Source organism: Alcanivorax sp. 24 (assembly GCF_004360225.1).
In the GTDB taxonomy this organism is placed as follows: domain Bacteria; phylum Pseudomonadota; class Gammaproteobacteria; order Pseudomonadales; family Alcanivoracaceae; genus Alloalcanivorax; species Alloalcanivorax xiamenensis.
The window spans coordinates 96,216-108,494 of the sequence record NZ_SNUA01000006.1; the positions used below are offsets into that span (position 1 = coordinate 96,216).

Sequence of the window (12,279 nt, forward strand, 5' to 3'; positions counted from 1 at the left end):
TGTGCGTGTGCCGCGTAAATACATCGATCCGGATTGGCGTCCGGCGCTGATCAGCCGGGGTTTGAATCACGCCGCCGCCTGGCTGGCGTTGTCCGGCAAGCAGTTGGTGGATGAGCCCAATCTGCGCTATGGCGGCAGCATGCACGTCTATCGTCTGGAAATGGACGACGGCACGGGCGCGGCCCACAGCCTCTATGTCAAATGCCAGCGCAATCAGCGCCGACGGTCTCCGCGCCATCCACTGCGCGGACGGGCCACCCTGGAAACGGAGTTCAGAGCGCTATCGGCCTGCTTGAAAAAGGGTGTGCCGGTGGCGCGGCCGGTGTTTTTCGATCACTTTGTCGATGACAATGGCGATGAACACTATGTTCTGGTGAGTCTGGGGCTGGACGGTTTCCAGAGTCTTGATCAGATTGATATCCCGGCGTTGCCGTTCGCGCGCCGCCGCCGTTTGCTGGAAGACGTGGGCAGGACCTTGCGTTTCATGCACCTGCGGGGTTTTGCTCATCGCAATCTCTACCCCAAGCATGTATTCGTGGCTTGGCGACCGATGCTGGAGCGATTCGACGTCCGCTTCATCGATCTGGAGAAAACCCATTTGTTCACCGGATTCCGGCACTTGTTCCGGGATCTGGAAAGCCTGGCGCGACGCAGCAAGAATGTCAGTCGCCGCGATCAACTCCGGTTTCTCAAGTATTACCTGGACACCGGTCATCTCAGTGAGGATGGCAAAATTCTCGCCCGCTGGTTGGCCCGGAAGCTGCGCTATCGCTGAGAGGCTCCTGAAACGTCATGCCGGACTTGATCCGGCATCTCCCTCTACCAAGCCAGGTGCCCTGTAAACAGAGGTCCCGGGTCAAGTCCGGGATGACGGGGTGTTTTTCAGGTTTCTTAAAGGGCATGAACAGACGCCAGGTTCACGATCTTTTCGGTAAAGAGCATGAACCGGCCCCAAGCAGCCGTTATGATGGCGGGCGACTGTGAGAACAGGCCCTAATACCAGGAAGCACATGCGCGTTCTGCTGATCAAAACCTCGTCCATGGGGGACGTCATCCACACCCTGCCGGCGTTGACCGACGCCCGGGCGGTGGTGCCGGGATTGCGCGTGGACTGGGTGGTGGAAGAAGCCTTTGCTGACCTGGCGGGCCGACACCCGGCGGTGGAGCAAGTGCTGCCCTGCGCCCTGCGCCGCTGGCGCCGCCATCCCCTTAGGGCTCGCCGCAGCGGTGAATGGGGCGGTTTCAAAGCACGTCTTCAGGCTTCCGAGTACGACGCGGTGATCGACGCCCAGGGGCTGATCAAGAGCGCTTTCCTGACCCGGCTGGCGCGAGGCCCCAAGTACGGCCTTGACCGCACTTCCGCCCGGGAGGCCTTGTCGGCCCGCGTACTGGATCATCCCTTGCCGATCCCCCGTGGCGGGCACGCGGTCAGCCGGGTGAGGGAACTGTTCGCCCGGGTGTTCGGCTACACCACACCGGACAGTGCGCCGGATTACGGTCTGCACCGGCAACAGGAGCCTCGCTCGCTACTGACCCCGGGCGCCGATCTGGTGTTTTGCCATGGCACCACCTGGCCCACCAAACACTACCCCGAAGCGTTCTGGCGTGAGCTGGTGGAATGGGCCGATCAGGCCGGCCACCGCGTGTATCTGCCCTGGGGCGATGAAACCGAGAAACGCCGGGCGGAACGGCTGGTTCGCGGCGTGCCCGGCGCGCGAGTGCTGCCGCGCCTGTCGCTGGAGGCACTGACTGAACACTTCCTCGGTTGGGATGCCTTCATCGCCGTGGACACCGGACTGGCTCATCTGGCCGCCGCCACCGGCATGCCCGGAGTGGCGCTGTACGGCCCCACCGACCCGCGATTGACCGGCGTCTGGGGCAGCCGCGCCCAGTCGCTGGGCGCCGAATTTCCCTGCGCGCCCTGTGTACAGGAAAAATGCACCTACCGGGGCAGCCTGGGCAAAGGGGTGGAGCCCCCCTGTTTCAGCAGTCTCAAACCACAATGGGTGTGGCAGCGGCTGTTGGAGGTCACGGATCCATGAAGCTGGCCTTTCCGCTGTTCGAGTACTTTCCTTATGGTGGCCTGCAGCGGGACATGCTCGCCATCGCCCGGGAGGCGCAGTCCCGAAGCCATGAGGTCACCGTGTTTACCCGCGCCTGGCACGGTGAGCCGGAGCCGGGGCTGGAGGTGGAAATCCTGCCGGTGAGAGACGGCATGAACCATGTTCGTGATGACCGCTTCGCCCGGCGGGTGCAAGACCGGCTCGGGGACTTCGACAGCGTGGTGGGCTTCAACAAAATGCCGGGGCTGGATTGGTATTATGCCGCCGACGGCTGCCTGGCCGCCCGTTACCGGGGCGTGCGGCGCTGGCTTTCCCGCTACCGCGACAAACTGGCAAAGGAGGCCGCGGTGTTCGGTGCCGACGCCAGCACCCGGATCCTTTCTATTTCGCCGCCCCAGCGAGCCTTGTACCAATATCACTACGGCACCGCCGACGAGCGCTTCGTCGATCTGCCGCCGGGCATCCGCCGTGACCGGATTTTGCCGGAGGACTACGCCTCTCGCCGTCAACACCTGCGGGCCGGGCTGGGACTGGCGGAGGACATGCCCATGCTGCTGTTCGTCGGTTCCGGTTTTCGCACCAAGGGGTTGGATCGCGCTATCGCGTTGCTGCCGGACTTACCGGAGAACATCCCGTTGTATGTGGTGGGTGACGATAACCCGGCGTCTTACCTGCGCCAGGCCCGCCGGCTGGGGGTACAGGACCGCGTGCACTTCATGGGCGGTCAGGATAACGTGGCGGAATGGCTGTGGAGCGCGGACTTGCTGGTCCACCCCGCCTATGCGGAAAATACCGGCACGGTATTGCTGGAAGCGGCGGTGGCCGGCCTGCCGGTGCTGACCACCCCGGCTTGCGGCTACGCGCCCTACATTGAGCGGGCGAACATGGGTAAGGTCAGTGCCGAACCGTCCGCCGCCGATGTTCAGGCATTGATGGCCACATCAAGGGACCAGTGGCGTCAGCGTGGCAGGGCGTTCGCTGAGAGCGCGGATATCTACGATCTGGTGCGCCACGCGGTGGACGCCATTGAACGCCATCCAAGGAAGTCTTCATGACGCTGTATCTGCGTGACGATCTGGCGGAGGTCTGGCACGGCAAGGACCCTTTCGAGCAGGCCGCCCGCCAACAGGGAGACGTATTTCGCGAACGGGAAGGGCGTCGCACGCTGCGTTTCCAGACCGGGCGCGGCCACTATTTCCTCAAGTACCACGGAGGCATTGGTTGGGGCGAAATCGTCAAGAATCTGACCCAGGCCAAGCTGCCGATTCTCGGCGCCATGTCGGAAGTGCGTGCCATTCGCCGGGTGGCGAAAGCCGGGCTGGAGACGCTCACCATCGTCGGTTATGGCGAACGCGGCCTTAACCCGGCATCACGGCAAAGCTTCCTGGTCACCGAAGAACTGCTGGACACCGTGAGCCTGGAAGAACTGGGTGAAACCTGGCGCCTGAATCCGCCGCCGGCGGCCTTCAAATGGGCGTTGATTCGGCGCGTGGCGGAGATCGCCAAGCGCATGCACGACGCTGGCGTGAATCACCGCGATTTCTACCTGGGGCACTTCCTGATGCCCAAGGACGCCGTGGCCGCGCACGACGCCACCGCGCCGCTGTATCTGATCGATCTGCATCGCTCCCAGGTGCGAGGGCGGGTGCCACGCCGCTGGCGGGTCAAGGATCTTGGCGGTCTGTATTTCTCCACCGCCCGTTTTTCATTGACCCGGCGCGATGTGCTGCGCTTCGTGCGGATCTACACCGACATGCCGTTGCGGGAAGCGCTTGGCGACAAGGCGCCGCTACTGGACGCCAGCCGTCGTGAGGGCGAGCGCATCTATCAGCGCTACTTCGAGAAGACGCCGGCGTTTCCTCTGCCGTTCGCCGAGCATCCGGGAAAGGATATCTGACTCGCCATGCCGGATAACCCCCAGCCCCTTAGCCTGTCGCTTAATGTGCTCTCCAAGGCCGGACGTGAGCCGGATTTGCCCGCCACGGTGGTAACCGAATTCGGTGAATTGGTGCTGCGAAGGGCCTTGCGCATTCTGCCAGAGCGGCGATTTACCGCGCTGGCGGTACTGAATCAATGTCCCGTGATCGCCAAAGTGTTTTTTGACCACCCGAAATCGGTGCGAGACGCGAGACAAGAGGCGGAGCGGTTGGTTGCTCTGGCTGAGCGTGGCGTTCCGGCGCCGCGGCTGGTGGGCGACAGTGGACCGGTAGCCGGAGGGCGGGTATTGGTGCTGGAGCATTTATCCGGCACCGATGCCGCCAGACTCTATGAACAGGCCTACAGGAACGATGCTGGAGAGCAATGGGCGGCACTGTTGGTGGCGTTCCTGGCAAAGCTTCACCGCGCCGGTTGTGTGCAGGATGACGTCCATCTTGGCAACTTTCTGATCGATGGCGATCAATGTTATCTGGTGGACGCCGGCAGCGTGCGTCTGTTCGAGCCGGGGCAGGTGCCGGCCGCCGACCGCCTGGCCAACCTGGCGGCTTTGTTGGCACAGTTCTACCCGGTGGATACCCGTGAACTGGCGCCGGTGGTGGCCGCCTATGGTGAAGGGGCGCCGTCCGTTGCGGAGCTTGAAACGGCGTTGGGTCGGGCACGCCAGCGGCGCTACCGGCATGCGCTCGGCAAAGTGCAGCGGGATTGCACCGATTTCGCGGTGGTGCGCCATTCATCCTTGCGGGGTATGGTCCGCCGGCCGCTGCGGGCGGTGTTCGAAGCGCTGCTGGAGGCGGGAATCGATCGCCTGATGGCGGAAGGCGAGATGCTCAAACCCGGCAACAGCAGCACCGTCTGCCGGGTTCATTGGCAGGGCCGGGACTGGGTGATCAAACGCTATAATGTGAAAAGCGCCGGTCACCGGCTGCGCAAGCAATTCAAGCCCAGCCGTGCCGCCCGCTCCTGGCGCAACGCTCGCTGGCTGGAGCTGATCGGACTGGATACGCCGCCAGCGGTAGGCTACGTTGAGCGCAGAGTGATGGGGCTGCAGGATACCGCTTACTTTATCTGTGAGTACGTGTCCGGGCCGTCACTGAAGGATCTGGCCGGCGGCGGTTCCGAGGCGATGGCACGCGCGCGCCAACAGGTGGCGCGGCTGTTTTTCCTGATGGAAACCCTGCATTTCAATCACGGCGACCTCAAGGCCACCAATTTCCTGTGGGTCGAAGGGCGGCTGTGTATTCTCGACCTGGACGCCATGCAGTTGGGATTGTCGAAGGGCCAGACCGCCAGGCTGGTGGCTCGGGATCGCAAGCGTTGGGCGGCGAATTTCCAGAATCAGCACGACTGAGGCTGTCGGCGGTATTATCGAGTTATTCCGCGGCGCTCCAGCCGTTACAATAAGGCATACGGACGGGGTCGGTCGATCACTCTGCGGGCAGGGCCGGGAACGTCGCTTTCAACAACATCCTATGGATCGACTCAGTGGGTTAACTATGTTCAACGACAAATCCATTCTGATTACCGGCGGTACCGGCTCGTTCGGTAAAAAATACGTGCAAACGCTGCTGAGCCGCTACACGCCGAAACGTGTCATCGTGTTCTCCCGGGACGAGCTCAAACAGTATGAGATGCAGCAGGACTTCAATCAGCCCTGCATGCGGTATTTCCTCGGTGACGTCCGCGACGCGGCGCGTATGGAACAAGCCATGCGTGGGGTGGATTACGTGATCCATGCCGCCGCCCTGAAACAGGTGCCGGCGGCGGAGTACAACCCGATGGAGTGCATCAAAACCAACATCAACGGTGCCGAGAACGTGATCAAGGCCGCGTTGGCCAATGATGTGGAAAAGGTCATTGCCCTTTCCACCGACAAGGCCGCCAATCCGATCAATCTGTACGGCGCCACCAAGCTGGCTTCGGACAAGCTGTTCGTGGCGGCCAACAATATGGCCGGTGGTCACCCGACCCGTTTCGCCGTGGTGCGTTATGGCAATGTGGTTGGTTCGCGTGGCTCGGTGGTGCCGTTCTTCCGCAAGAAAATCGCTGAAGGCGCGGAAAGCCTGCCCATCACCGACGAGCGCATGACGCGCTTCTGGATCACCTTGCAGGAAGGGGTGGATTTCGTACTCAAGAATTTCGAGCGCATGTATGGCGGTGAAATCTTCGTGCCGAAGATCCCGTCCGTGCGCATCACCGATCTGGCCGAGGCCATGGCACCGGGCGTCAAGCAGGACATCATCGGTATCCGGCCCGGGGAAAAGCTGCATGAGATCATGTGCCCGGCGGATGATTCTCACTTGACGCTGGAGTTCGAGGATCACTACGTGATCCAGCCAACCATCACTTTTACCTCCAGCCAGAACGACTTCCAGGTCAATGGCCTGGGAGAAAAAGGGGCGCCGGTCCCACAAGGCTTCGAGTACAACTCCGGTATCAATGAGCATTTTCTGGATCATGACGAGATCCTGGACTTCAACCGACGCGCGGACGCTTGATGATTCCCTACGGCCGTCAGGACATTACCCGGGAGGACATCGACGCGGTGCTCGAGGTGCTGCAGTCGGACTTTCTTACCCAGGGCCCCAAGGTGCCGGCGTTTGAACAGGCGGTGGCCGCGCACTGCGGCGGTGGCTATGGAGTGGCGGTGAACAGCGCGACTTCGGCATTGCATCTGGCATGCCTGGCGCTGGATCTGGGGCCTGGGGACTGGCTCTGGACCACGCCGATCACCTTCGTGGCTTCCGCCAACTGTGGTCTCTACTGTGGCGCCAGCGTGGACTTCGTCGACATCGATCCACGCACCTACAATCTTTGCCCGCGGGCATTGGAGCGCAAACTGATCGAGGCGGAAAAGAACGGCCGCCTGCCGAAAGTGGTGGTGCCGGTGCATTTGTGCGGCCAGCCCTGTGACATGGCGTCGATCGGTGCGTTGGCCGACAAGTACGGCTTCCGTGTGATTGAGGATGCTTCCCACGCCATCGGCGGTCGTTATCGGAACGAACCTATTGGTTGCGGTCGTTATAGTGATATCACCGTCTTCAGTTTTCATCCGGTAAAAATCGTTACTACCGCGGAAGGCGGGCTGGCGATGACACGGGACGGGGCGCTGGCGGAGCGCATGGCACTGTTGCGTAGCCACGGCATCACCCGTGATCCGGCGCTGATGGACCGGGAGCCGGACGGCGGCTGGTATTACCAGCAGATCGAGCTGGGCTTCAATTACCGCATGACCGAAATGCAGGCAGCATTGGGGTTGAGTCAGGTGGCCCGGCTGGATCAGTATGTGACCCGCCGCAATGAGCTGGCGCATCGTTATGATGAGCGCCTGGCGGGGCTGCCGCTGACCACGCCCTGGCAGCATCCGGACAGCTATTCCGGACGCCATCTGTACGTGATCCGGTTACCGCGATGCGGTAAGGAAAAGCATGCTCGTGCTTTCGAATCACTCCGTGAGCGTGGCGTCGGCGTTAACCTTCACTATATTCCCGTGCATACCCAACCTTACTACCGGCGCTTTGGCTTCGCCGATGGCGATTTCCCTGAAGCGGAAGCCTATTACCGTGAGGCCATCAGTCTGCCACTGTTTCCGACACTGACCGAAGCGCAGCAGGAGCAGGTCTGTGAGGCGGTGGCGGAGGTGGTCAGAGCATGACGACGGCGCCGGTGCGGGTTGCCGTCATCCCAGCGCGGGGCGGCAGCAAGCGAATCCCGCATAAGAACATCAAGCCGTTCTGCGGCCGCCCGATGATCGCCTGGTCGATCCAGGCGGCCCGCGAGGCGGACTGTTTTGACCGCATTCTGGTGTCCACCGATGACGACGCGGTGGCGGCGGTCGCCTTGGCGGAAGGCGCGGAAGTGCCGTTCCGGCGCCCCGCCGAACTGGCGGACGATCACACTCCGACGGTGCCGGTGATCGCCCACGCGGTGGCATGGCTTCGGCAACAGGGCGTTTCCGTATCCGAGGTGTGCTGTTTGTATGCCACCGCACCTTTTGTTCGTGCCGGGGATATCCTTGCCGCCTTGGAGGCGCTGCGAGCCGGTGGCGGTGACTACGCGTTTCCCGTAACCACTTTCGCCTTTCCGATCCAGCGCGCTCTGCGTCTGGATCCACGGCAGCGCGTCAGCATGTTTGAACCGGCTCACGCCAATACCCGCTCCCAGGATTTGGAAGAAGCCTTCCACGATGCCGGTCAGTTTTATTGGGGCAGGGCGCGGGCATGGCTTGATGGAAGGGCGATTTTCACGCCGGAGTCGGTGGCGGTGAGGCTGCCCCGCCACCGCGTTCAGGATATTGATACTCTGGAAGACTGGCGTCGCGCGGAAGCGTTGTTTCAGGTGCTGCAAAGCGAGCCCGACCCGTCATGACCGCGCTGTCCGTGGTGTTTCGCGCGGATGCGTCGCTGCGTATCGGCAGTGGTCATGTGATGCGCTGTCTGACCCTGGCGGCGGCCCTTCAGCGTCACGGCGCGGAGATACATTTCCTGTGCCGTGATTTGCCGGGCCACCTGGGGGCGCGCATCCAGCAGGCCGGCCACCGGCTGACTCTGCTGCCTGCGCCCACCGGTGATGTTGTTCCCGCGCCTGGCGCGCCGGCTCATGCGGCCTGGCTGGGAGTGCCCGCCGACGAGGACGCACGGGATTGTGCCGCGGCTCTGGCCGGTCTCGAAGTAGACTGGCTGGTGGTGGATCATTATGCCCTGGATCAGCGGTGGGAAGGGGCATTGCGGGATCGGGTTGGTGCGATTCTGGCGATAGACGATCTGGCCGATCGCCGCCATGACGTGGATGTGCTGCTGGATCAGAATCTGGGGCGTCGCGTCGAGGACTACCACGATCTGCTGCCGACTCCGGCGACGCCGTTAATCGGGCCCCGTTTCGCGCTGTTGCGGCCGGAATTTGCCCAGTGGCGGCAACTCGCGCTGGCTCGTCGTGACGCGGGATTGCCGGAACGCATTCTGGTAAGCCTGGGTGGCACCGATCCGGACAACGTGACCTCGGCGGTGCTGGCCACGTTGTCGACGGCACCGCTACCTGCCTCCATCAAAGTGGACGTGGTCATGGGTGCCTCCGCGCCGGGCCTGGTGGAAGTGCGTGAGCGAGCGAGCACGGTGCCGTTCGAGTGCTCCGTTGAGGTGAATGTCACCGATATGGCCCGGCGCCTGTGTGAGGCTGATCTGGCCATCGGCGCCGCTGGCGGTTCGGCCTGGGAGCGATGTTGCCTGGGGCTGCCGACCTGGATGGTGGTGCTGGCGGACAATCAGAGGCCCGGTGCCAGGGCGTTGGTGGAGGCCGGTGCGGCGATGATTATTGGTGACGTCACCGAGCGGCCGTTGCGGATCGATTTGCCGGCACTGGACGATCCTGTTGGCATGTTGAGAATGGCACGTGCGGCGTCAGCGTTGTGCGATGGGCTGGGAGCCGAACGGGTGGCGCAGCACATGGTCGGCCCCACCTCGGAGAAATCGGGACCATGAGCGAGACAAAGGCAAACGAAATCGTCCGGGCGGTGACCACCGAGGACCTGCCGGCGGTGTTACGCTGGCGTAACCATCCCGACGTTCGCCGCTACATGTACCAGTCCCATGAGATCACGTTGGCGGAACACAGTGCCTGGTTTGAACGGGTCTCCGCCGACACTGGCCACCACCTGTGCATTGTGGAAAGCGGCCGGGTACCGCTGGGATTCGTTCAGTTCAAACGAGCCGGTAACGGCGGCGTGGTCGATTGGGGGTTTTATCTGACCCCGGAGGCGCCGCGCGGCAGCGGCCGCAGGCTGGGGCGGGCGGCACTGTCGCACGCTTTCGGACCTTTGGCTCTGCACAAGGTGTGTGGCCAGGCACTGGCCTTTAACGCGCGCTCCATCGCGTTGCATCGCGCCCTCGGATTCGAGGACGAAGGGGTGCTGCGCGACCAGCATTTTGATGGTGAACAGTACCACTCGGTATATTGCTTCGGAATACTGGCCACCGAGTGGCCAATCCCAGGAGGTCAGGCGTCATGAGCGGATACCCTTCCCTTATTATTGATGGCCGGGAGATTGCCCGGCACCAGCCGCCCTATGTGATCGCTGAGCTGTCCGCCAACCATAATGGCCGGCTGGAGACCGCGTTACGCATTATCGACGAGGCCAAACAGGCCGGTGCCGATGCGGTGAAATTGCAGACCTACCGTCCTGACACCATTACCCTGGACAGCGACGGCGAGGACTTCCAGATCCATGGCGGGCTTTGGGATGGCAAGACGCTGTATCAGCTCTATCAAGAAGCGCATATGCCATGGGAATGGCACAAGCCGTTATTCGAGCATGCGCGCCAGCGGGGCATCACTCTGTTCAGTTCGCCGTTTGATACCACCGCGGTGGACCTGCTGGAGGATCTCAACGCCCCGGCATATAAAATTGCTTCGTTCGAGGCGGTGGACCTGCCGTTGATCCGCTATGTGGCCGCTACCGGAAAACCGATGATTATTTCCACCGGTATGGCCGATGCGGAGGAAATCGGTGAGGCCATTGAAGCGGCGCGGGAAGGGGGCTGTACCTCCCTGGCCATTCTGCATTGTGTCAGCGGGTATCCGGCCCCGGCGGAGGACTATAACCTGCGAACGCTGGTGGACATGGCCGAGCGTTTCGGTGTCGTCACCGGTTTGTCCGACCATACTCTGGACAATACCACCGCCATTGCCAGCGTGGTTCTTGGCGCGGCGCTGATCGAGAAACACTTTACCCTGGATCGCCGTGGCGGTGGACCGGACGACAGCTTCTCCCTGGAACCGCCGGAGCTGGCGGCGCTGTGCCGGGACAGCAAGACCGCCTGGCGGGCGTTGGGGGAGGTGGATTACGGACGAAAATCCAGTGAGCAGGGCAACGCCCAGTTCCGTCGTTCGCTGTATTTTGTCAGTGATCTGAAGGCGGGCGAGGTGGTGTCGGCCGCGAATGTGCGCAGTGTGCGGCCGGGGTTCGGGCTGGCGCCGAAGTACCAGGACCAGGTGGTGGGTGCCACGCTGGCGCGGGATGTGTGCCGCAATACCCCGGTACGCTGGGAGGATCTGGCGCCCCGTTGATGGAGGCGCCGTCTGATCGTGACTACAGCAGATGTTGGCGGATTGCCGCCGCTACTCTCTGGTTGGCCTGCCGGTCGCGCTCACCGAATACCCAGGAAAAGTAGTGCTCGCGGGCGGAGCGATGTTGTGCCGCCCGGGCCAGCGCGTCTTCCACCGTCGCGTTGAAATCATGGGGCCCTTGGTGCTGGCCGCCGAAGTGGACGCTGGGGCCACAATCATAGATGGCCAGCAACCGTGCCATGTCGTCGGCGTGCATGCCTTCCCGTTCCCCTTGCCGGGCCAGAGTGTCGCGGGAAAACGTGTCGGTTTCCACGAACAACTGCGGCACGTCATAGAACAACGATTCCTCCGCCGGCGAATTGGCGTCGGAGATCACCAGATCCGCCACCGACAACACTGTGGATAGTGCAAAGCGGGACAAGTCCAGTACGCAGTGCGGTCGCGCTTCGATACGGGCCGCGAGCTTGCGGAACAACGCGTGATCCCTGGAGCGCGGTGTCACGCCCTGGCTTGGATGGGGTCGCAGCACCAGATTGTAATGTGTGGCGAGGGTATCCAGCAGCGCCTCCACGGCCTGGTCCCAGGAACCGATGCCCCGGCGGCTGGGTGTGTAGACCACGGTGGGTTGTGATGGGTCGAGGCCCATTTCCGTGAGCACTTCGTGGCGATGGGCTTCGGTCCGTTGGGGAAATTCGCAGAATGGCAGAAAGCCGGTGCGTACCGCTTTCACCGGAATGTCATCGGCGAAGCGTTCCACCATTTGCTGCATGCGCGGACCAATGATGCAAAGCAGATCAAAATGTGTGTTGGCCTGCAGGGCTTCCCGGCTGAGGAACATGTAAGTGCCGTGAAAGACGGTGCACTTGCGAGCGGCGTAAGGTTGCAGAAACTCCCGGTAAGGAGAACCCGTGACGATAACATCGGCGCCGCTGAGCTTGCGATTGCCTTTGCCAAGGGGGCCGAGATGCTTCAGGTAGCGGGCGCTCTGTAGTTGAGGATACTGCCGCCGCACCACCTTGAGGGTGGATGAGCGATTGGAAACGAAGGTTCCCGGCAGAACCCTGGCGATCTGTGCCAGATGCGGCACTGCCTGGAACATCTTCGAAAAATAGACTATGTCGTTCAACGCCAATTCTCGTACGCAAAAAAGTCCGGAGACTCAGGGAGCCCCGGGTTATCGGGCAAGTCTGCCGTAGAGGGTTGTTGTGCCGCAACCTTC

The 12,279-nt window shown here is 62.4% G+C and carries 12 protein-coding genes; 11 read left to right on the forward strand and 1 reads right to left on the reverse strand.

What is annotated here, in order from left to right; all coding sequences use genetic code 11:
* The first annotated feature begins 1 nt into the window (after position 1).
* The 11 genes from E0L37_RS10125 (at position 2) to pseI (ending at position 11,060) form a co-directional block, all read left to right on the forward strand.
* Positions 2-775, forward strand: coding sequence for a lipopolysaccharide kinase InaA family protein (locus E0L37_RS10125; protein WP_159661126.1), 774 nt, complete (start codon positions 2-4; stop codon positions 773-775).
* Between the two features lie 235 nt (positions 776-1,010).
* Positions 1,011-2,042, forward strand: a complete 1,032-nt coding sequence (gene waaC / locus E0L37_RS10130; RefSeq protein ID WP_133491629.1) for a lipopolysaccharide heptosyltransferase I — start codon at positions 1,011-1,013, stop codon at positions 2,040-2,042.
* The gene (locus E0L37_RS10135) at positions 2,039-3,118 is read left to right on the forward strand and encodes a glycosyltransferase family 4 protein (RefSeq protein ID WP_133491630.1); all 1,080 of its coding nucleotides are present in this window, start codon (positions 2,039-2,041) and stop codon (positions 3,116-3,118) included. The genes waaC and E0L37_RS10135 overlap by 4 nt, the downstream gene beginning before the upstream one ends.
* Positions 3,115-3,960 carry a lipopolysaccharide core heptose(I) kinase RfaP gene (rfaP, locus tag E0L37_RS10140; RefSeq protein WP_133491631.1) on the forward strand — a complete coding sequence of 282 codons (846 nt, stop codon included), beginning with the start codon at positions 3,115-3,117 and terminating at the stop codon, positions 3,958-3,960. Before E0L37_RS10135 ends, rfaP begins: the two co-directional genes overlap by 4 nt.
* A gap of 6 nt (positions 3,961-3,966) precedes the next feature.
* On the forward strand, positions 3,967-5,349 hold the full coding sequence (locus E0L37_RS10145) for a lipopolysaccharide kinase InaA family protein (RefSeq protein WP_133491632.1): 1,383 nt from the start codon (positions 3,967-3,969) through the stop codon (positions 5,347-5,349).
* Between the two features lie 145 nt (positions 5,350-5,494).
* Complete coding sequence (pseB, locus tag E0L37_RS10150; protein ID WP_133491633.1) at positions 5,495-6,496, forward strand: UDP-N-acetylglucosamine 4,6-dehydratase (inverting); 1,002 nt, start codon at positions 5,495-5,497, stop codon at positions 6,494-6,496.
* Positions 6,496-7,653, forward strand: a complete 1,158-nt coding sequence (pseC, locus tag E0L37_RS10155; RefSeq protein ID WP_133491634.1) for a UDP-4-amino-4,6-dideoxy-N-acetyl-beta-L-altrosamine transaminase — start codon at positions 6,496-6,498, stop codon at positions 7,651-7,653. Before pseB ends, pseC begins: the two co-directional genes overlap by 1 nt.
* Positions 7,650-8,366 carry a pseudaminic acid cytidylyltransferase gene (gene pseF / locus E0L37_RS10160; protein ID WP_240687453.1) on the forward strand — a complete coding sequence of 239 codons (717 nt, stop codon included), beginning with the start codon at positions 7,650-7,652 and terminating at the stop codon, positions 8,364-8,366. Before pseC ends, pseF begins: the two co-directional genes overlap by 4 nt.
* Positions 8,363-9,475, forward strand: a complete 1,113-nt coding sequence (pseG, locus tag E0L37_RS10165; protein ID WP_133491635.1) for a UDP-2,4-diacetamido-2,4,6-trideoxy-beta-L-altropyranose hydrolase — start codon at positions 8,363-8,365, stop codon at positions 9,473-9,475. The genes pseF and pseG overlap by 4 nt, the downstream gene beginning before the upstream one ends.
* Complete coding sequence (gene pseH / locus E0L37_RS10170) at positions 9,472-10,002, forward strand: UDP-4-amino-4,6-dideoxy-N-acetyl-beta-L-altrosamine N-acetyltransferase (protein WP_205655601.1); 531 nt, start codon at positions 9,472-9,474, stop codon at positions 10,000-10,002. The genes pseG and pseH overlap by 4 nt, the downstream gene beginning before the upstream one ends.
* Positions 9,999-11,060 carry a pseudaminic acid synthase gene (gene pseI / locus E0L37_RS10175; RefSeq protein WP_133491636.1) on the forward strand — a complete coding sequence of 354 codons (1,062 nt, stop codon included), beginning with the start codon at positions 9,999-10,001 and terminating at the stop codon, positions 11,058-11,060. The genes pseH and pseI overlap by 4 nt, the downstream gene beginning before the upstream one ends.
* Before the next feature lie 22 nt (positions 11,061-11,082).
* Here pseI and E0L37_RS10180 read toward each other — a convergent pair whose 3' ends face one another.
* Positions 11,083-12,186, reverse strand: a complete 1,104-nt coding sequence (locus E0L37_RS10180; protein WP_133491637.1) for a hypothetical protein — start codon at positions 12,184-12,186, stop codon at positions 11,083-11,085.
* Positions 12,187-12,279: the final 93 nt, after the last annotated feature.

Bases quoted from the DNA above. Each gene is read 5' to 3' on its own strand.
- waaC (WP_133491629.1), top strand. From the start codon at position 1,011: ATGCGCGTTCTGCTGATCAAAACCTCGTCCATGGGGGACGTCATCCAC.
- E0L37_RS10135 (WP_133491630.1), top strand. From the start codon at position 2,039: ATGAAGCTGGCCTTTCCGCTGTTCGAGTACTTTCCTTATGGTGGCCTG.
- rfaP (WP_133491631.1), top strand. From the start codon at position 3,115: ATGACGCTGTATCTGCGTGACGATCTGGCGGAGGTCTGGCACGGCAAG.
- E0L37_RS10145 (WP_133491632.1), top strand. From the start codon at position 3,967: ATGCCGGATAACCCCCAGCCCCTTAGCCTGTCGCTTAATGTGCTCTCC.
- pseB (WP_133491633.1), top strand. From the start codon at position 5,495: ATGTTCAACGACAAATCCATTCTGATTACCGGCGGTACCGGCTCGTTC.
- pseC (WP_133491634.1), top strand. From the start codon at position 6,496: ATGATTCCCTACGGCCGTCAGGACATTACCCGGGAGGACATCGACGCG.
- pseF (WP_240687453.1), top strand. From the start codon at position 7,650: ATGACGACGGCGCCGGTGCGGGTTGCCGTCATCCCAGCGCGGGGCGGC.
- pseG (WP_133491635.1), top strand. From the start codon at position 8,363: ATGACCGCGCTGTCCGTGGTGTTTCGCGCGGATGCGTCGCTGCGTATC.
- pseH (WP_205655601.1), top strand. From the start codon at position 9,472: ATGAGCGAGACAAAGGCAAACGAAATCGTCCGGGCGGTGACCACCGAG.
- pseI (WP_133491636.1), top strand. From the start codon at position 9,999: ATGAGCGGATACCCTTCCCTTATTATTGATGGCCGGGAGATTGCCCGG.